The organism is Pseudomonas sp. R4-15, assembly GCF_055768815.1.
The window spans coordinates 1,910,255-1,928,420 of the sequence record NZ_CM147293.1 but is presented as its reverse complement, the minus strand read 5'-3'; the positions used below and the strand labels follow the sequence as shown (position 1 = coordinate 1,928,420).

At 65.7% G+C, this 18,166-nt stretch carries 20 protein-coding genes; 8 read left to right on the top strand and 12 right to left on the bottom strand.

Annotated features, from left to right (window positions below):
• Position 1: 1 nt before the first annotated feature.
• From ACYRGX_RS09205 to ACYRGX_RS09185, 5 genes are all read right to left on the bottom strand, one after another.
• The gene (locus ACYRGX_RS09205) at positions 2-682 is read right to left on the bottom strand and encodes a lipopolysaccharide kinase InaA family protein (protein WP_473056258.1); all 681 of its coding nucleotides are present in this window, start codon (positions 680-682) and stop codon (positions 2-4) included.
• Positions 679-1,359, bottom strand: coding sequence for a class I SAM-dependent methyltransferase (locus tag ACYRGX_RS09200; RefSeq protein WP_473056257.1), 681 nt, complete (start codon positions 1,357-1,359; stop codon positions 679-681). The genes ACYRGX_RS09205 and ACYRGX_RS09200 overlap by 4 nt, the downstream gene beginning before the upstream one ends.
• A 177-nt stretch (positions 1,360-1,536) precedes the next feature.
• Positions 1,537-2,817, bottom strand: coding sequence for a sensor histidine kinase (locus tag ACYRGX_RS09195; RefSeq protein WP_473056256.1), 1,281 nt, complete (start codon positions 2,815-2,817; stop codon positions 1,537-1,539).
• Entirely contained in the window at positions 2,807-3,490 is a 684-nt protein-coding gene (locus ACYRGX_RS09190; protein ID WP_473056255.1) for a response regulator transcription factor, read from the bottom strand. The genes ACYRGX_RS09195 and ACYRGX_RS09190 overlap by 11 nt, the downstream gene beginning before the upstream one ends.
• Before the next feature lie 101 nt (positions 3,491-3,591).
• Positions 3,592-3,915 carry a hypothetical protein gene (locus ACYRGX_RS09185; RefSeq protein WP_473056254.1) on the bottom strand — a complete coding sequence of 108 codons (324 nt, stop codon included), beginning with the start codon at positions 3,913-3,915 and terminating at the stop codon, positions 3,592-3,594.
• Positions 3,916-4,110: 195 nt separating this feature from the next.
• On the opposite strand from ACYRGX_RS09185, the gene ACYRGX_RS09180 reads away from it, so the two are divergent.
• The gene (locus tag ACYRGX_RS09180) at positions 4,111-4,812 is read left to right on the top strand and encodes an endonuclease (RefSeq protein WP_473056663.1); all 702 of its coding nucleotides are present in this window, start codon (positions 4,111-4,113) and stop codon (positions 4,810-4,812) included.
• A gap of 493 nt (positions 4,813-5,305) precedes the next feature.
• Positions 5,306-6,175 carry a carboxylate/amino acid/amine transporter gene (locus ACYRGX_RS09175; protein ID WP_473056253.1) on the top strand — a complete coding sequence of 290 codons (870 nt, stop codon included), beginning with the start codon at positions 5,306-5,308 and terminating at the stop codon, positions 6,173-6,175.
• Positions 6,176-6,179: 4 nt separating this feature from the next.
• Here ACYRGX_RS09175 and ACYRGX_RS09170 read toward each other — a convergent pair whose 3' ends face one another.
• Complete coding sequence (locus ACYRGX_RS09170) at positions 6,180-6,962, bottom strand: amidohydrolase (protein ID WP_473056252.1); 783 nt, start codon at positions 6,960-6,962, stop codon at positions 6,180-6,182.
• Positions 6,959-8,122 carry a pyridoxal phosphate-dependent aminotransferase gene (locus tag ACYRGX_RS09165; protein ID WP_473056251.1) on the bottom strand — a complete coding sequence of 388 codons (1,164 nt, stop codon included), beginning with the start codon at positions 8,120-8,122 and terminating at the stop codon, positions 6,959-6,961. Before ACYRGX_RS09165 ends, ACYRGX_RS09170 begins: the two co-directional genes overlap by 4 nt.
• Before the next feature lie 218 nt (positions 8,123-8,340).
• On the opposite strand from ACYRGX_RS09165, the gene ACYRGX_RS09160 reads away from it, so the two are divergent.
• The 6 genes from ACYRGX_RS09160 to cysE all read left to right on the top strand — a co-directional run bounded on the left by ACYRGX_RS09160 (position 8,341) and on the right by cysE (position 12,322).
• Positions 8,341-9,675, top strand: coding sequence for a SagB/ThcOx family dehydrogenase (locus ACYRGX_RS09160; RefSeq protein WP_473056250.1), 1,335 nt, complete (start codon positions 8,341-8,343; stop codon positions 9,673-9,675).
• 33 nt (positions 9,676-9,708) lie between these two features.
• Entirely contained in the window at positions 9,709-9,969 is a 261-nt protein-coding gene (locus tag ACYRGX_RS09155; RefSeq protein WP_473056249.1) for a hypothetical protein, read from the top strand.
• Positions 9,970-9,994: 25 nt separating this feature from the next.
• Positions 9,995-10,756, top strand: coding sequence for an ankyrin repeat domain-containing protein (locus ACYRGX_RS09150; protein WP_473056248.1), 762 nt, complete (start codon positions 9,995-9,997; stop codon positions 10,754-10,756).
• Positions 10,753-11,109, top strand: coding sequence for a NifB/NifX family molybdenum-iron cluster-binding protein (locus ACYRGX_RS09145; RefSeq protein ID WP_473056247.1), 357 nt, complete (start codon positions 10,753-10,755; stop codon positions 11,107-11,109). The genes ACYRGX_RS09150 and ACYRGX_RS09145 overlap by 4 nt, the downstream gene beginning before the upstream one ends.
• The gene (locus tag ACYRGX_RS09140; protein ID WP_473056246.1) at positions 11,106-11,456 is read left to right on the top strand and encodes a hypothetical protein; all 351 of its coding nucleotides are present in this window, start codon (positions 11,106-11,108) and stop codon (positions 11,454-11,456) included. Before ACYRGX_RS09145 ends, ACYRGX_RS09140 begins: the two co-directional genes overlap by 4 nt.
• A 68-nt stretch (positions 11,457-11,524) precedes the next feature.
• Complete coding sequence (cysE, locus tag ACYRGX_RS09135) at positions 11,525-12,322, top strand: serine O-acetyltransferase (protein ID WP_473056245.1); 798 nt, start codon at positions 11,525-11,527, stop codon at positions 12,320-12,322.
• Between the two features lie 45 nt (positions 12,323-12,367).
• Here cysE and der read toward each other — a convergent pair whose 3' ends face one another.
• From der to ispG, 5 genes are all read right to left on the bottom strand, one after another.
• A complete protein-coding gene (gene der, locus ACYRGX_RS09130; protein WP_473056244.1) occupies positions 12,368-13,855 on the bottom strand; it encodes a ribosome biogenesis GTPase Der in 1,488 nt (495 codons plus the stop codon).
• 80 nt (positions 13,856-13,935) lie between these two features.
• Positions 13,936-15,087, bottom strand: coding sequence for an outer membrane protein assembly factor BamB (gene bamB / locus ACYRGX_RS09125; RefSeq protein ID WP_473056662.1), 1,152 nt, complete (start codon positions 15,085-15,087; stop codon positions 13,936-13,938).
• Positions 15,080-15,718: a YfgM family protein gene (locus tag ACYRGX_RS09120; RefSeq protein WP_473056243.1), complete on the bottom strand. Its 639-nt coding sequence runs from the start codon at positions 15,716-15,718 to the stop codon at positions 15,080-15,082. Before ACYRGX_RS09120 ends, bamB begins: the two co-directional genes overlap by 8 nt.
• A gap of 4 nt (positions 15,719-15,722) precedes the next feature.
• The gene (gene hisS / locus ACYRGX_RS09115; protein ID WP_473056242.1) at positions 15,723-17,033 is read right to left on the bottom strand and encodes a histidine--tRNA ligase; all 1,311 of its coding nucleotides are present in this window, start codon (positions 17,031-17,033) and stop codon (positions 15,723-15,725) included.
• A gap of 13 nt (positions 17,034-17,046) precedes the next feature.
• Positions 17,047-18,159, bottom strand: a complete 1,113-nt coding sequence (ispG, locus tag ACYRGX_RS09110; protein WP_473056241.1) for a flavodoxin-dependent (E)-4-hydroxy-3-methylbut-2-enyl-diphosphate synthase — start codon at positions 18,157-18,159, stop codon at positions 17,047-17,049.
• Positions 18,160-18,166: the final 7 nt, after the last annotated feature.

The window sequence follows — 18,166 nt, the reverse complement described above, 5'->3', positions numbered from 1 at the left end:
GCTACAACCCCCTGATGCGCTTACCGAACGCAGCCTGGTAACAGTAGATCAAGCGCTCCCAGTCCTGGCTTTTTAACGACGAGTGGCGACGCAACTGGTCGAGATCCTTGCGCGCTCCACGCTCGGGCAGCAGACGCCGGCGGCACTTCTCCAGATCCAGCAGCGCGATCTCCGGCTCGCCATTCTGAGCGACGCGTACGAAGACATGCTTGCCGTAGAGGCAGCCGTGCTGCCAGCGGGCACGATGGACCGTCGCCAGGGTAACGGCCATTTGTTGCAGCATCGCGTCATGCCAATCCGCCGGCAGACTCAGGCGGGCATCGTCGGCCAGCCAGGTATCCAGATCGACGAAGCCTTCCAGCGCCTCGGTGACCAACAGTGCCCGCCAGCCCTCTCCGGGCGTCTTTCGCGCGCCGCAGTAGACCGTCCGCGGCACCTTCACCCCGAGGGCCTCGAAGGCGCTCAACGCCGCTTGTTCGCGCAGTACCGTGGGGCGTCCGAACGGATATCTGAGGCTGCGATACAGATGCCCATGCTGGCGCTTGAGATAGAGCAGTTGGTCGCCCCGTTGCAGGCGCTGTACGCCACTCTCCCCCTGACGCCGCACGTTCGGCGGCTCTACCCACTCCCCCTGCGCTTGCCACCAATCCTGCATACCTTGCGCCACCAGCGAATTCGTCATGCTCTTACCTTGCGCAGCACGTAAACGCGCCACATGGAATACAACGGCAGGAAATCCAGATGGCGGACCACCTCGAAACCCGCTGCGGCGAACTCCGACTCCAGGACCTGGGGAGACTGTACGAAACGATTCTGCGGATTCTTGCCTGCTTCCAGACGGCTTTGCTCGAGACGTTCGCGTCGCCAGGCCTTGTAGTTGCCAGAGACCCACGCGGAGACGATGACGGTATCACGAGTCACCCGATGGAACTCACGCAACATCGCCATGCGGTGGGCCGGATCGGCGACGTGATGCAGCAGGCGCATGCAGAAGATCGAGTCGACGGCATTCTCCGGCAGTTGAATGTCGAACGCCGAGGTCTGTAGCGCCTTGATCCGACGCACCACTTCCTCCGGCTGGTTGGCCAGGCCCGTGCTGAGCATGTGTTCGGAGCGATCCGCCGCGATGATGGTGCGGTTGGCCTTCTCTGCCAGCATCGGCCAGAAACGCCCGGCGCCACAGGGCAGGTCCAGCACCAGTCCAGGCTCTCCGGCGATCCGCAGGGCCTCGCGACCCAGTGCGAGATCACGCCGATGGGACATTTGTCGCCAGTGCCCGGCACGATGCTTTTCCAGATAAGCCTGCGCCTGACGGCGGTCGTATTTCGCGGAAAACCCCAGCTCGATCCTGTCAGTCATCACCGACCTCCCCTACTTCGGAAGCCGCACCTTAGAGTGCGAAGGATCAAGCGGCGGTCAAGCAGATGTGAAGGAAATGTCATCGAGTCGATGTTTCGCTCGCAGCCGCGCCGACAGCGGTTTATCGCGAGACAAGACGAAGGCGCAGGGCCGCCTCCGCGGCTCGCCAAAGGAGCGTCAACAGGCCTTGCCGAGCTCCACCTCGAAACGGCATCCGCCGGCATCGGCCTGGGCCAGCCTGACGCGCCAGCCCTGGCTCTCGCAGATGCGCTTGACCAGCGAAAGGCCGAGCCCCAACCCATCGCCCCGTTGCTGGGTGCCACGCACGAAGGGCTGGAACACCGCCTCGCGCTGCTCCTCGGGAATGCCCGTGCCGCTATCCTCGACGCTGAAGCCTTGCTGCCCCAGGCGCAGGCGAATCCAGCCGTTCTCGGTGTAGTGCAAGGCGTTGCGCAGGAGGTTGCCTAGCACGGTCTTGAGCAGCGGAGCGTTGTACTGGGCAACGTCTCCCATGCCTTCGTCGACGACCTCGAAGCGCAAGCCCTTCTCCTCGATCGGACGACGCCACTGGCTTACCAGCTCATCGGCCAACTGCGGCAAGCCGGCACGCTGCTCGACCACAGGATCCGAATGCTCCGAGCGCGCCAGCAGCATGAAGGTCTGCACCAGCTCGCGCATGTCTTCACAGGCGCGCGACATGCGCTGCACGCGGGCGCGGGTGCGCTCGTCCAGACCGGGATGTTCGAGCAGCAATTCGCAGGAACTGGCCAGTACCATCAGTGGCGTGCGCAGCTCATGACTGACGTCGCTGGTGAACAGGCGCTCACGGGTCAGCGCCTCGCGCAACAGGCCCAGGGTGCTGTCGAAGGCCTGGGCCAGCTCGCCGACCTCGTCATTGGTGTAATCCGGCGCCAGCGGCGGTGCCAGCACCAGCAACTGGTCTCGATGGCGCACCTGAGCCGCCAGGCGCACGACGGGCGCCATGACCCGACGCGCCAACAGCCAGCCGAGCAAGGCGCCCAGCGCCAGACAGACCAGGAAACCCACCAGCACTATCGCGTAGAGCACTTGCTCGCGGGTCTCGAAGTCGCGCTGGTCCTGCATCAGTACATACTTGCGCCCGTCCACTTCGCGGACGAAGACGTGATAGGCCTTCTCGTCGCGAAACACTTCATGGAAGCCCGGCTCCAGATCCTGCATGGTCGGCGGAATCTCGAAATCCTCGAGGCCGCCGCTGAAATAGAAGATCTGGTCCGGCTCGGGATGCAGGCGCCAGTCATCGATGCTGTCCATGCGCAGCAGGCGGTCCATGTCGCCGGACAACTCGTTGGTGATCAGCCGCTCCTCGACCAGATGCACCGCATTGACGATACCCAGTGCGAAGGAACCCGCGACCGCTGCGGTCAGCAGGACGAAGGCGGTGACGATGCGCCGAGCGAGGCTCTGCCTATACTCCATCGTCGTCCACCGACAGGCGATAGCCGATGCCGTGTACCGTGTGCAGCAACTGCAAATCGAAGGGCTTGTCGATCACCTGGCGAAGTTGATGCACATGGCTGCGCAAGCTGTCGCTGTCCGGACAGTCATCACCCCACACGGCCTCTTCCAGCACCTCACGGCGTACGACATGCGGGCTCTTCTGCATCAGTACGGTGAGCAACTTCTGCCCGATCGGGTTGAGCTTGAGGGTCTTGCCGGAGCGCACCACCTGCAAGGTGTCCAGGTCGTAGGCCAGATCCGCGACCTGCAACTGGCGACGACCGCCGCCCTGGCTGCGACGCAGCACCGCCTCGATACGTGCGGCCAACTCGGACAACGCGAACGGCTTGACCAGGTAATCGTCGGCACCCGAGCCGAAACCTTGCAGGCGGTCGTCCAACTGATCGCGGGCCGTGAGCATGATCACCGGGGTATCGCGCCGGGCGTCCTGGCGCAAGCGCTTGCATAGCGTGTAACCGTCCAGCCCCGGCAGCATGATGTCGAGCACGATCAGGTCGTAGTGTTCGGTCGCCGCCAGGTGCAGGCCGGACAGCCCGTCCTGGGCGCAGTCGACGCTGTAGCCCTTGATGCTCAGGTAATCGAGCATGTTGCCGAGAATGTCCCGGTTGTCTTCGACCAGCAGGATACGCATGAGAAACCTCGCAGCCAGGGCCACGTCGAGCCCGGAATCAAGCTGCGAATATTCTCATGGGTTAAGGCCCTATGGGCGTTTTTGACGATTTCTTGACGACGTTAGCGCAGCACCTGCGGGGTTTCCTCACCCATGCAACGCACCGCCTGGCGCCGACCGTTGACCAGCACCCCGCTCAGTCCCTTGTGCTCGGTATCGAAGAGCACCAGTACGCCGTCAACGCACTGTGCGACCTGGTCGGCCGGGCTCAAAGAGACCTTGTAGTCTTCCCCCGGAACGGTCTTGAGCATGGTGAACTCGGCCAGCTCCAGGGCATCCTCGGGCTTGGCGAAATGCAAATAGCCGTAAAAACCGAGCACGGCCACGGTGGCGGCCACGCTGACGAGGGCGGTGAGGATCAGCGGAATGGGGTTGCGTTCGCTCATGGGACTGCTGCCTGGTTGATCAGGCGCGCATGGTGCCACGGATCGAGCCGGCACAGTCGCACTCCCTATTCGGGTGAGCTCCGCCAGGCATCCACTATCGATGCTAAGTCATTGCCACTACTGGAGATATTTGAATTCCCTGGATAACATTGTCGCAGCGCATGGATGCCGACTCAGTCCGAATTCGAGATCGCCATGCGCCGCCTGTTGTTATTGCTGCTCGTCGTTCCCCTGCTCGCTCAGGGCGAAGCGCCACGCACCTTCCGTGAAGCCAAGCGGATCGCCTGGGACATCTACGCCGAGCAACCGGTGGACTTCTACTGCGGCTGTCGCTTCAAGGGCAAACAGGTCGATCTGGCCAGCTGTGGCTACCAACCGCGCAAGCAACCCCGGCGCGCGGCGCGCATCGAGTGGGAACACATCGTCCCGGCCTGGGTGATCGGCCACCAGCGGCAATGCTGGCAACACGGCGGTCGCCGCAATTGCAGCGCCAACGACGCCCAGTTCAGCCGTGCCGAGGCAGACCTGCACAACCTGGTGCCGGTGGTGGGCGAGGTCAATGGCGACCGCAGCAACTACGGCTTCGGCATGCTCACCCGCCAGCCTTACCAGTATGGCGCCTGCGCCTTCGTGGTGGACTTCAAGCAGCGCACCGCGATGCCACCGGAATACACCCGAGGCGCCATCGCGCGGATCTACCTGTACATGAGCGAGCGCTACGGCCTGCGCCTGTCCCGCCAGGATGCGCGGCTGTACGCCGCCTGGGACCGCCAGTACCCGGTCAGCGACTGGGAACGCTGGCGCAACCGGCGCATCGCCTGCATCCAGGGCAATGCCAATCCGCACGTGGGTGAGGTGAGCGCCAAGCAGTGCCAGGCGCATTACGCCGAACGCTAGATACAGTCGAGCGTTCTCACTGAAGATCCGGCTTGCGTCCGGGGCCCTTTCATCAGGGAACCTCGGTCGTAAACCGCAAATCCCGGAAAGCATAAGCTGCGGTGCTGGATTAGCGCAGGTGCACCGGGTCCTGGGTGCCAAAGGACTATTCTCGGCGTTCCCCCGGAGCTCCCTGTATCGCCCTCCTGAGCGAGCTGCTTTTGACTGGCCTCGCCGGCCGCGCCGAAAGTAGCCAAACCCCCTGCCCCGGCGATCCGGCCACGCCCGCTAGCGCGGACGAGGTTCGTTCACTCCATCGCCGCTCCGGGGGGCGGCGGGTAGAGCCGAGTGAACGATCAAGTAGGATGGGTTGAGCGCAGCGATACCCATCACGCCGCCACGATGGGTATCGCTGCGCTCAACCCATCCTACGACGCGCTCGAGCTCGAAGGCCTGGCAAGCCCGGACACCAGCGGCTATCGTGCGCGCCCGGCCATCGATCGAGTTCGCGCGCATGTCCAACCTGCTCTTCGTCAACCTGCTCTGGGCATTGTCCTTCAACCTCATCGGCATCTATCTGGCGGGACAGGTCGACAGCTATTTCGCCGTGCTCACCCGGGTGCTGCTGGCGCTCGCCGTGTTCCTTCCGCTGACCCGCTGGCGCGGTGTACCACGGGGTTTCGTCGCCGGCGTCACCCTGGTCGGGGCCCTGCAGTTCGGCATCACCTACCTGTGCCTGTACCTGAGTTTCAACGTACTGACGGTGCCGGAGGTGCTGCTGTTCACCGTGCTCACGCCGCTGCACGTGACGCTGATCCACGACGCGCTGAACCGCCGCTTCAACCCCTGGGCGTTGCTCGCCGCGGCGGTGGCGGTATTCGGCGCCGGACTGATCCGCTACGACGGTCTGAGCCAGGACTTCCTCGGCGGCTTTTTACTGATGCAACTGGCCAATGGTACCTTCGCTGCCGGCCAGGTGCTCTACCGTCGCCTGGTACAGCGCTACCCGAGCGACGTACCGTTGCATCGCCGCTTCGGCTACTTCTTCCTCGGCGCGCTGCTGATCGCGCTGCCGGCGTTCCTCGCCTTCGGCAATGCCCAGCGTCTGCCCTCCACCGAACTGCAATGGGGCGTACTGCTGTGGATGGGGCTGCTGGCCACCGCGCTGGGGCAATTCCTCTGGAACAAAGGTGCCACCCAGGTAGATGCCGGGACCCTGGCGGTGATGAACAACCTGTCAGTACCGATCGGCCTGCTGCTCAACCTGCTGATCTGGAACAGCGACGAGGACCTGCCGCGCCTGGCCATTGGCGGCGCGGTGATCATCGCCTCACTGTGGATCAATCGCCGCGGTCGGCAGCGGACGCAGGCCGTCGGCGCCTGAGCGGCTACTCCAGGCGGAACTCGTCGGCATCCTGGTAGGCCGGAAAGCGCTCGCGGTAGCCGGCCAGTTCTGCTGCAGAGAGTCGGCAGCGCAACACGCCGTCGCGAGCCTGCGCCGCGAGCAACTGCTCGCCATGGAAATCCAGCACCTGGCTGTCACCGGCATAGGCATGGCCCTTGCCGTCTTCGCCGATGCGGTTCACCGCCGCCAGGTAGCAGAGGTTCTCGATCGCACGCGCCGGCAGCAGGCGATTCCAATGGGCTCGACGGGCCGCCGGCCAGTTGGCGACATACAGCAGCAGGTCGGTGTCGTAGGGATCGCGACTCCACACCGGGAAGCGCAGGTCGTAGCAGATCAGCGGACGCACGCGCCAGCCTTTCACCTCGAACAAAGCACGGCGCTCACCGGGGCTGTAGTGACGTTGCTCGCCGGCCATGCGGAACAGATGGCGTTTGTCGTAGTGCGCCAGGGTGCCGTCCGGGCGCGCCCAAAGCAGGCGGTTGCGATACAGCCCACTGGCGTCACGCACGATCAGGCTCCCGGTGATCACCGCATCGAGATGCTGCGCCTGTTGCTGCAACCAGAGGCTGGTCGGCCCGTCGGCAGCCTCGGCGAGATGCTCGGCATGCATGCTGAAACCGGTACTGAACATCTCCGGCAGAACGATCAGGTCGGCGCCCCGCGCGGCCTCGAGCAGGGGCTCGAAGTGCGCACGGTTGGCGGGCGGGTCCTGCCAGGCGAGCTGGGTCTGGATCAGCCCGATGTCCAGATGGTCGGCCTTGCTCATTGCACGCTCCCGGCGATGGCGCACAGGCGTTCGGCGGCCTGACGCAGAGTGGCTTCCTGCTTGGCGAAGCAGAAGCGTACCAGGCGCGCGCCCTCGGGCGGCGTCTGGTAGAAGGGCGACAGCGGGATCGCCGCGACGCCGTGCTCTCGGATCAACCACTGGCACAGGGCCAGATCGTCCAGGTCTGGACGCCATGCGCTGTAATCGACCACCTGGAAATAGGTACCAGCGCAGCGGGAGAAACGCAAACCCGAGCCCTCCAGCAAATCGCAGAATAGATCGCGCTTGGCCTGGTAGAACGCCGGCAGGGCATCGAGATGCTCGGGCTGCGCCGCCATGAATTCGGCGAGCGCATGCTGCAGGGGCGTCACCCCGCAGAAGTTCACGTACTGGTGGATCTTGCGCAATTCGGCGGAGAGCGCCGGCGGCGCGACCACGTATCCGGTCTTCCAGCCGGTGACGTGGTAGGTCTTGCCGAAGGAGCTGACCACGAAGGCGCGCGCGTAGAGTTCGTCCACGGCGAGTACGCTGGCATGCCGCGCGCCGTCATAGACCAGGTGCTCGTAGACCTCGTCGCTGAGCAGGTAGAGATCGCGGTCGCGCAGCAACTCGGCCAGGCGCTGCAGATCGGCCGCCGGCAGCAGCGCTCCGCTCGGGTTGTGCGGCGTGTTGAGGATGATCAGACGGGTGCGTGGCGTCAGTGCATCGCTCAGGCGCTGCCAGTCGAGGGCGAACTCCGGCAGCGTCAGCGGCACATGCACGCAGCGCCCGCCCGCCAGTTCCACCGAGGGCTCGTAGCTGTCGTAGCAGGGGTCCAGGACGATCACCTCGTCGCCCGGCCGCACCACCGCCTGCACCGCGCAGAAGATCGCCTCGGTGGCGCCCGGAGTGATCGTCACCTCGCGCTCCAGCGAGACCCGACGCCCGTAGAAGCGCTCGATTTTCGCCGCCACCTGCTCGCGCAGCATCGCCAGGCCAGTCATCGGCGCGTATTGGTTGTGCCCGACCATGACGTGCCGCACCAGCGCCTCGCGCAAGGCCAGCGGACCATCGAAATCGGGGAACCCCTGGGAGAGATTGATCGCACCGAGCTCGGCAGCCAGTTGCGACATCTGGGTGAAGACCGTGGTACCGACGCGGGGAAGCTTGCTCTGGAGCATGACTGCGGGGCGCTCGCCTGGAATCCGAAGGGGTAACGTCATTAGCTTAAATGACTTCGCCACCGCTGAGGGCGCAATGTCACGGCCACCACGCCGCCCTGTCGGATGTGCGACAACGACAGACAGGCAAACCCGCGCAGCCCCGTAAAACCGTGCACTGAGCGCTGGCCCCGGACTTGCAAACGGCAACCGTGTCACCGTCCTGGAAGCCACAGACCATGCCCGACCCGCTGGCGCAGATCCTTGCCTACCACCGGCGCACGCAGCATGCCTTCGAGGCCTATGCGGCAGGCCCGTCGACCCTGGACTGGGACAGCCAACCCGCGGCCTTCCGGCACTTTCCGGGTAGCCGACAGATCGCCCTGCCACGGCTACAGACACTGCCTGCGGACATACCGCTGGCGCGCGTCCTGGCACGGCCGTTCGCCGAGCTCGCGCAGGGCCCGGCGCAACCGATGGGCCTGCAGAGCCTGGGCGCCTGGCTGCAACTGGCGCTGGGCCTGGCCGCCTGGAAACGTCTCGGCCCGGATCGCTGGGCGGTGCGCGCCAATCCCTCCAGCGGCAACCTGCACCCCATCGAGGGCTACCTGCTGGTCAACGGCCTGGCCGAACTGGACGACGGCCTCTACCACTACCGCCCGGACACCCATGCGCTGGAGCTGCGCGCACGGCATTCGCAGAACGACGGCCGCCCGCGGGTTTCGCTGCTGCTGAGCTCGGTGACCTGGCGCGAGGCCTGGAAATACGGCGAGCGAGCCTTTCGCTACTGCCAGCTGGACGCCGGTCATGCCGCCGCCTGCGCCGACTTCGCCGCGAGCGCGCTGGGTTGGCGCCTGAGCCTGCGCGAGGACCTGGGTGGCAGCAGCCTGGCACGTCTCGCAGGTCTGGATCGGGAAGGCGACTTCCCCTATCGGCGCGAGGCCTACAGCGAGCGCGAGGATGCCGAAATGCTCCTTCAACTGGACTTTTCCGGTGCCGCGCCAGCGCTCGACGAGGACGAACTGTTGCGACTGGCACAGACCGCAGACTGGAGCGGCCCCGCGACCGCTATCGACCGGCATCCAATGTATCGCTGGGCAGGCGTCGAGGAGATCGTCCTGGCCAGTCGCCTACCCTCCTATTCACCCACGTCTCCGAACGCTGCCCTTCCCAATTCAGCGCAGCCCACCTGGCCTGGCGGCTGCGGCGAACGCGGTGTCGCCGAACTGATTTTCGGACGGCGCAGCGCACAGCGCTTCGATAGCCGCTACAAACTGCCTCGACAACGCTTCGCCTCCCTGCTGGCACGCCTGCAAGGCGACGGCGGCGTCCCCTGGAGGCTCGATGGCGGCGCACCTGACATCGACCTGCTGCTGTTCGTGCATCGAGTGGATGGGCTGACTCCCGGACTCTACCTGCTGCCCCGCTGCGCAACGCGCCTGCCCCGGTTACTGGAGCGACTCGGCTCGGCCCTGCCGCCCAAAGCCGTCGAAGGGCTGGCACCGCTGCTGGTACTGCGCGAGGTGGAATCCGCCGAACTCAAGCGCCTCTCCCGGGCGCTGCACTGCCACTAGGACCTGGCCGCCAGCGCCTGCTTCGCCATAGCCATGCTCGCCGACCTGCCGGCAACCCTGCAGACGCAGGGGATTGCGGCTTATCGACGGCTGCTGCGCGAAGCCGGGCTACTCGGCCAGGTCCTTTACCTGCAAGCGGAAGCGCATGGCGTCAACGGCACAGGTATCGGCTGCTTCTTCGATACCCCGGTCGCCGCGCTCGTCGAGCCCAGCGGCCTGCTGCCGCTCTACCACTTCACCGTCGGCCTGGCGCGCAGCGACCCGCGCATCGAGACCATACCGGCCTATGACTGACCATCCCCAGCCCCAGGAGCGGCACATGCCCCCACTTCGTCTCAGCCCCCAGGACGCCGCGCGACTGCTGCGCGAGGAAGCCGACCTCATGGTATTCGACGCCCGCGATGCGCCCAGCTACGCCCGCGAGCATCTGCACGGGGCCCATCACCTCGACGAGGCCGGCCTCTCCGGCTGGATTCGCCGGCTGTCCTGCGAACGTCCTCTGTTGATCTACTGCTACCACGGCAATGCCAGCCAGACCTATGCCCAGACCTTTGCCGACTTTCGTTTTACCCGCGCCTACAGCGCCGACGGCGGCTACCCGGCGTTGTGCGAAGCGCTGGCACGCCAGGCTGGGCCCAGCGACCTGCTCCTGCGCTTTCTTGCCGAACAGGGCCTGGATGGCGAGGATCTCAACGCCCCGCTCGCCCACGGTCTCACGCCCCTGATGCGCGCCGCCCTGGATGGCCGTGCCCATCTGGTCGAAGAGCTGCTGCGTCTGGGTGCCGACCCACAGCGGCGCAACGACGATGGCAACAACGCCCTTTGGCTGGCCTGCGTTTCACGCGATGAACGCATCGTGCGCGCGCTGATCGCCGCCGGCTGCGAGCTCGACAACCGTAACGACGCAGGCGCCAGCACGCTGATGTACACCGCCTCCAGTGATCGCCCGGAGTTACTGGCATTACTGCTCGCCGCCGGCGCCGACCCCTGGTTGCGCAACCAGGACGGCCTGCGCGCGGTGGAGCTGGCCGCCTCACGTAGCTGCCTTCGCCTGTTGCGGCACACGGCGGATGCCGCATGACGAGCCTGCGCCTGGCGGTCGCGAGCAAGGAAGGCCGTGCAATCAGCGAGCACTTCGGCCACGCCAAGCACTTCCTCGTGTACGACGTCGAGTTCGCGCAATGCCACCTGCGGGAAACCCGCGAGGTGGCGCACTACTGCCTGGGCAACGCCTCGGACCCGAGCGCCCTGGGCGGCATCTACGCAGCGTTGCACGACTGCCAGGCGGTGTTCGTCGCCAAGATCGGCGACGGCCCGCGGGACAAGCTCGCCGCCCGCGGCGTGGAGGCGGTGGCGAACTACGCCTGGGAAGCCATCGAACCTTCGTTGTGTGAGTACGCCCGGCGCTTCGCCGCTGGCGAGCGTCCGCAATGAGCGCACTCGACTGGTTGCAACTCAACGGCCTGGCGCCAGCGGAGATCGACTGTGCGATCGCCGTGATGCTGAAGATCCTCGATGGCAAGTGCCGCATGGATGATGCCGAGGTAGCGATCATGAGCGCGCTCTATCGAGCACTGGAAAACCGCAACGGAGAGCGCCTGGGCCATGCCATGCACGCACTGATCGCCGAGGCCGGCGAGACTCCGGACGAGGCCTTGCGCCTACGCATCTACGAACAACGGGTACTCGCGGAGACGTGCATCTCGCGACCGGTGATGAAAGCGTTCAAGGCCCGCTTGCGGCAAACCGGGCTGCTCCCAGCGCCCCGCACGGAGAACTGAACCCGCGCTTTACCCTCGCCACGTGCCTGTCCTATGCTTGCCGGCCCTGCATTTTCAGGACGCCTAGCATGCCCAGCCCTTCCTGCCTGTTTCAAATCTGGTCGCAACTGCGCGAGCAGGCCGAATGCGCGCTGAGCAGCGAACCGGCCCTCGCCGAGGTGCTACAGGAAACACTGCTTGAGCCGGGTGACTTCGGCTCAGCCCTTTCCCAGCGCATCGCACTGAGCCTGACCGGCAGCACGACCCAGGTCGCCCTGTTGGCCGAGCACTTTGGCGAGCTTCATCGGCAACATCACACCCTGGCGGAAGAAGCCGCCCTCGACCTGCTCGCCACCGTGAACCGTGACCCGGCCTTCGCCAACGAACTGGAAGTGTTTCTCTTCTCCAAGGGGTTTCTGGCGCTGCAGGCCTACCGCATCGCCCATCGGCTGCTCGGCAACGGCCAGCGCCTGCTGGCGCTGTACATCCAGGCACGCTGCAACGAACGTCTGGGCATCGACATCAACCCGGCCAGCCGGATCGGCACCGGCATCATGCTCGACCACGGCACCGGCATCGTCATCGGCGAAACCGCGGTGATTGAAGACGACGTATCGATCCTGCAAGGCGTGACCCTCGGCGGCACCGGCAAGGAATGCGGCGACCGCCACCCGAAGGTGCGCAGCGGCGTGATGATCGGCGCCGGAGCGAAGATCCTCGGCAATATCGAGATCGGCGAAGGCGCCAAGGTCGGCGCCGGCAGCATCGTGCTGCACCCGGTGCAGGCGCACACCACGGTGGTCGGCAACCCGGCACGCCAGGCGGGCAAGCCCCGTCACGAGCAGCCAGCACTGGACATGGACCAATCCCTCGACGAAGACGCCTGACCGCACGCAAAAAGAAGCCCCGCACGAGCGGGGCTTCTTTTTGCGTCAGCGCTTCTTGTCGCGACGTTTCTTCTCGGCCTTCTTGTGGTGGCTCATCAGCCGCCGCTTGCGGTTCACCTGGCGGTCGGTGAGCTTGTTCACCTTGCCCTCGAAGGGGTTGTCGCCCCCCTTGTACTCGATTCGGATCGGCGTGCCGACCAGCTTGAGCACGCGTCGGTAGGTGTTCTCCAGGAAGCGCGTGTAGGACTTGGGAACCGACTCCACCTGGTTACCGTGGATCACGATCAGCGGCGGGTTGGCGCCGCCCAGGTGCGCGTAGCGCAGCTTGATGCGCCGGCCATTGACCATCGGCGGCTGGTGCTCCTGCACCGCGTCGGTGAGGATCTGCGTCAGGCGGCTGGTCGGCCAGCGCGTCACCGCCGAGCGGAAGGCGTCCTGCACCGAGCGATACAGGTGGCCGACGCCGGTGCCGTGCAGCGCGGAGATGAAGTGGATGTCGGCGTAGTCGGCGAACATCAGCCGGCGCTGCAGTTCGGTCTTCACGTAGTCGCGCTCGGACGCTTCCATGCCGTCCCACTTGTTCAGCGCGATGACCAGGGCACGGCCGGATTCGATGACGAAGCCGAGCAGGTTGAGGTCGTGTTCGACCACCCCTTCACGGGCGTCCATCACGAAGATCACCACGTTGGCGTCCTGGATCGCCTGCAGCGTCTTGACCACGGAGAACTTCTCCACGGCCTCGAAGATCTTGCCGCGACGACGCACGCCAGCGGTGTCGATCAGCGTGTACTTCTCCTCGTCGCGCTCGAAGGGAATGTAGATGCTGTCGCGGGTGGTGCCGGCCTGGTCGTAGACGATCACCCGCTCTTCGCCGAGCATGCGGTTGACCAGCGTCGACTTGCCGACGTTGGGACGACCGATGATGGCGATCTTGATGCCGTCCTTCTCGCTCGGGCCGGGAATTCGCTTGGGCTCCTGGCCCTCGGCGACCACCTCGGCGGCGCCTTCCTCGCCTTCTACGACCTCGGCTTCGGCGTCGTCACGCGGGACGTGTCCGAGGGCCTGCTCCAGCAGCGGGTTGATACCGCGCCCATGAGCCGCAGCGATCGGCACGGCGTCGCCCAGCCCCATCGGGCTGAACTCGGCGCGGGCGATGTCCGGATCGACGGTGTCGACCTTGTTGGCGACCAGGAAGGCGCTCTTGTTCCGCTTGCGCAGGTGTTCGGCGATCATCTGGTCGCCGGCGGTCAGCCCGGCTCGGGCGTCGACCATGAAGAACACCGCATCGGCTTCTTCGATAGCCTGCAGCGACTGCTCGGCCATCTTCGCATCGATGCCCTCCTCGTCGCCGGAGATGCCGCCGGTGTCGATGACGATATAGGTCCGCCCCTGCCACCTGGCCTCGCCGTACTGGCGATCGCGGGTCAGACCGGCGTACTCGGCGACGATGGCGTCACGGGTCTTGGTCAGGCGATTGAACAACGTCGACTTGCCGACGTTGGGGCGGCCCACGAGGGCGATAACCGGAACCATGTGGCTCCTCCGTTGGAATCCATAAAACGCGACGGCCGCTGCCAAGGGGCAGCGGCCGACAGTATAGGCGCGGAAGCGGGCTACTTGAGGGTCAGTGCGACCAGCTCGCCACCATTGCCATAGGCATAGATCCAGTCACCGACGACCAGCGGTGCGACGCGCTGGCCATCATGGTCACCGCGAATCCGCGCGACGAAGCGACCGTCCACCTGCGACAGCAGGTGCAGGTAACCTTCCAGGTCACCGACAACCAGGTAGCTGGAGAACACCGCCGGTGCCGAAAGCTGGCGGCGCGCCAACTGATCGTTGCTCCACTGGGTGGACACCGAACGCTCGTCGATGGCCTCCACCGATCCGCTGTCGAGGCTCAGGTAGACGCTGCCGAAACCCTGGGCCAGACCCACGTAGCTGGACGCGTCGCGCTGCCAGAGGATGCGCCCGCTGTTGAGTTCCAGCGCGGCCACGCGCCCTTGGTAGCTGACCACGTAGAGGGTGCCGCCTGAGAGCAGCAGGCTACCGTCGATGTCGACCATGCGATCGAGTTCCGAACGGCCCTGCGGGATCGCCACGCGCTGGTCCCAGATCGGCAGGCCGCGCTGGGTGTCCACGGCGATGACCCGGCCGCTGGACAGGCCGGCCACCGCCAGTTGGTTGGTCACTATCGGGCTGCTGGTGCCACGCAGGGTCAGCACAGCCGGCGAATTGTCGTAGATCCAGCGCTGCTTGCCGGTGCTCGCCTCCAGGCCGATCAGGCGATCGTCCTGGGTCTGCACCACCACCACGTCACCGTTGGTCGCGGGGGCCGACAGCACCTCGCTGGTGACCCGGGCGCGCCAGCGCTCTTCCCCGGTGTCGGCGTCGAGGACGATCACGTCGCCCTTGAGGGTGCCGAGCATGAGCATGCCGAAGTCCGCACCGACGCCGCCGGAAACCGGCTCGTCGAGTTCCTTGCGCCACTTCACGTCACCGCTGAAGCGGTCCATGGCGACCAGCAGGCCCTCGTCGTCGACGGCGTAGATGGTGTCGCCCAGCACGGCCGGACGCAGGGTGTTCCAGATGTCGCCCTGGCCTTCGCCAATGGAGCGACTCCAGTTCTCCTGGAGGGTCACCTCGGGCTCGAACTTCACCAGCTCGGCAGGCGGCTGTTCTTTCTTGCTGTTGCTGCTGCACCCGGCGATCAGCGCGGCGAGGGCCAGCATTGCGGCGTATTTCCAACGGCTCACTTCAGGCATCCCCTTTGGCCAGGTCATCCAGCTTCATCTGCAGGCTGCCGCGAGCGGCATCCTCGTGGAGAGAGGCCATGGCCTTCTCGTAGGCGGCGAGCGCTTCGTCGCGTCGCTGCAATTGCACCAGCAGGTCGCCGCGCAACTCCTCGCGGCTGGCGCTCAAGGCTTCGCTGGGCGCGTCGCCGTCGATCAGCGCCAGGCCTTCCTCGGCCTTGTCCTGTGCAGCCAGCACCTGCGCCAGGCGCTGGCGCGCCATTTCGGCGATGCTCGGCTCCTTGGCGGCATCCAGCACTCGGCGCAGCTGCGCGGCGGCGTCGTCGAGCTGATTGGCGTCCACCGCGACCTTGGCCGCCAGCAGGCCGGCCAACTGTGCGTAACGGCTGCCGGCGTACTCGTCCTGCAGGGTACTGTTGAGGTCGCTGATGCGCGCGGCATCGGCCTTGCCGGAGGCATTGAAGGAGGCTTCGAGCATCTGCTGGTAGACCGCCGAAGCCGCCTGGTTGCGATTCTCCTGGTAACGCTGCCAGCCTTGCCAGCCGAGCACGCCCACCAGCGCGATGACTACGCCGGCAGTCACCGGCTTACCGTTGCGCTGCCACCAATCCTTCAACGCTGCGACGTTTTCTTCTTCGCTCACCGCATCACTCCTTATCGCTCGTCAGTCCGGCACCGGCCAGGCGTTGCCCGAGGACCGAAGCCAATGCGTCCCAGGCCACGCTGGCCTGTTCGCCGTCGCCGCGCAGCGGCTTGATGCCGACATTGCCGGCCGCCAGTTCGTCGTCGCCGAGAATCAGTGCCAGCAGCGCGCCGCTCTTGTCGGCCTTCTTGAACTGGCTCTTGAAGCTGCCAGCACCGGCATTCACCACCAGGCGCAGGCCCGGCAGTGCATCGCGCAGCGACTCGGCCAGGGCCAGAGCCTTGATCTCCGCCGCTTCGCCGAAGGCGCAGAGGTAGACATCGACCTGGCGCGCCAACGCGTCGGGCACCTTGCCGAGCGTCTCGAGCAGCAGCACCAGGCGCTCGATGCCCATGGCGAAACCCACACCCGGGGTCGGCTTGCCGCCCATCTGCTCGACCAGGCCATCGTAGCGTCCACCGGCGCACACGGTGCCCTGGGCGCCCAGTTCGCTGGTTACCCACTCGAAGACGGTCTTGCTGTAGTAGTCCAACCCGCGCACCAGCTTGGGATTCACCACGTAGGGCACGCCGGCCGCTTCGAGACGCGCCTTGAGGCCCTCGAAGTGCACGCGCGACTCTTCGTCCAGATAGTCGGCCAGCTTCGGTGCGTCGACCAGCAGCGCCTGGGTTTCCGGCACCTTGCTGTCGAGCACCCGCAGCGGGTTGCTGGTCAGGCGGCGCTTGCTGTCCTCGTCGAGGCCATCGGCGCGCGCCGACAGGTATTCCACCAGCGCCTCGCGATAACGCGCGCGCGCCTCGGCGGTGCCCAGGCTGTTGAGCTCCAGGGTCACCGAATCACGGATGCCGAGCAGCCCCCAGAGACGCCAGGTCAGCACGATCAACTCGGCGTCCACGTCAGGCCCCTCGAGGTTGAATACCTCCAGGCCGATCTGGTGGAACTGCCGGTAGCGCCCTTTCTGCGGACGCTCGTGACGGAACATGGGGCCGATGTACCAGAGTTTCTGCGCCTGGCCGCCACCGGTCAGGCCATGCTCGAGCACGGCGCGCACGCAGGCGGCGGTGCCTTCGGGGCGCAGCGTCAGCGAATCGCCATTGCGGTCCTCGAAGGTATACATCTCCTTCTCGACGATATCGGTGACTTCGCCGATGGAGCGCTTGAACAGCTCGGTGAACTCAACGATCGGCATGCGGATCTGCCGGTAGCCATAACCGTCGAGCAGGCGCGCGACGCTGTCCTCGAAATAACGCCAGAGCGGAGTCTGCTCCGGCAGGATGTCGTTCATGCCACGGATGGCTTGCAGGGTCTTGCTCAAGTGCTATTCCTTGTCAGCCACGCGCGATCAGCGCGGCGTCGGCTTCGGCCTTTTCGGCCGCCTTGCGGCGGATCAGCTGTTCCAGCTCGTCCACCAGGTTTTCGTTGTTGAGTTTCTGCGCCGGCTTGCCGTCGATGTACACCAGGTTGTTCGGGGTGCCCCCGGTCAGACCGATCTGCGCTTCCTTGGCTTCGCCGGGGCCGTTGACCACGCAGCCGATCACAGCCACGTCCAGCGGCACCAGCAGGTCCTCGACGCGGGCCTCGAGCTCGTTCATGGTCTTGACCACGTCGAAGTTCTGTCGCGAGCAACTCGGGCAGGCGATGAAGTTGATGCCCCGCGAGCGCAGACGCAACGACTTGAGGATGTCGAAGCCTACCTTGATTTCCTCCACCGGGTCCGCGGCGAGGGAAATGCGGATGGTATCGCCAATGCCCTCGGCAAGCAGCATGCCCAGGCCCACGGCGGACTTCACGGTGCCCGAGCGCAAGCCACCGGCTTCGGTGATGCCCAGGTGCAGCGGCTGCTCGATGCGCGAGGCGAGCAGACGGTAGGCCGCCACCGCCATGAACACGTCGGAGGCCTTGACGCTGACCTTGAAGTCCTGGAAGTCGAGCTTCTCCAGGTAGTCGACATGGCGCATCGCGGATTCCAGCAGCGCCTCGGGCGTCGGCTCGCCGTACTTCTTCTGCAGGTCCTTTTCCAGCGAGCCGGCGTTGACGCCGATGCGGATCGGGATGCCCTTGTCACGGGCGGCATCGACCACGGCCTTGACGCGGTCCTCACGACCGATGTTGCCGGGATTGATGCGCAGGCAATCGACGCCCAGCTCGGCTACGCGCAGGGCGATCCTGTAGTCGAAGTGGATGTCCGCCACCAGCGGCACACGCACCTGTTGCTTGATGCGACCGAAGGCTTCGGCGGCATCCATGTCCGGCACCGAGACGCGCACGATATCCGCGCCCGCGTCTTCCAGGCGACGGATCTGCGCCACGGTGGCGTCGACGTCGCAGGTTTCAGTGTTGGTCATGCTCTGCACCGCGATGGGCGCATCGCCGCCCACCGGGACCTGGCCAACCCAGATCTTGCGGGAGGCGCGGCGCTTGATCGGTGACTCGCTATGCATGGGAAAA